Origin of the sequence: Sphingobacterium sp. IITKGP-BTPF85, assembly GCF_001006065.1 — a bacterium.
Lineage (GTDB): Bacteria > Bacteroidota > Bacteroidia > Sphingobacteriales > Sphingobacteriaceae > Sphingobacterium > Sphingobacterium anhuiense.
On the sequence record NZ_ASZT02000330.1, the window covers coordinates 1 to 652 of the forward strand.

At 38.5% G+C, this 652-nt stretch carries 1 protein-coding gene; it reads right to left on the bottom strand.

All coding sequences use genetic code 11. The features are described from left to right. Positions 1-437, bottom strand: a 437-nt coding sequence (locus tag L950_RS34720) for a hypothetical protein (protein ID WP_231577866.1), incomplete at its 3' end; no start/stop codon positions are given. Positions 438-652: the final 215 nt, after the last annotated feature.

Sequence of the window (652 nt, forward strand, 5' to 3'; positions counted from 1 at the left end):
TGAGCTGATAAACTAAACATATAAAACATAAGGACTAATAGAGAATAAGTCCTTATATTCTTCAATGCGTTGAAAGAAATACCCATCAATTCGAAATCATAAATAACCCACTCACTGACAGCACCGTGAACCCTACTTAACATGCTATTTAACGGTAGTTTTAAGCGATTTGCCAACTTGTTAAAACAAAAACGCATCTTAACCCAGCTTAATATTTTCAGATACTTAAAAACGCTTATTTGAAATGAAGCACCTTTACAGTATAGATCAAGTATGGATGAAGCAGGTATAAAGCGTTGATAGTGCGTTATTAGTGTGTAAACGGATACCGTTTTACGCACTATCCATGCTTTATCTATGCATATGTAACGCATTACGGACGCTTGATCTACCCTTCGCCCATTGAAGTACGGTGCTTCACCAGCTTTCGCCTTCAAGACGGCAGTCAAGCTACTGCCGTTAGTATCTATTTGGTAGCTCTCTAGTAGCTTCTCAGTACCTTTCCGGTACCACTTCAGTAGGGCGTTAGTGAATAACCTGTAAACTGACCGTACCTTCACAACGATTTAGCAAGTACAATCTTACATGAAAATCATAAAAAGCAAAGCCATCTGCTCCGATCTTGTTCGGACTTCTTTTAACCTTCTTTTGA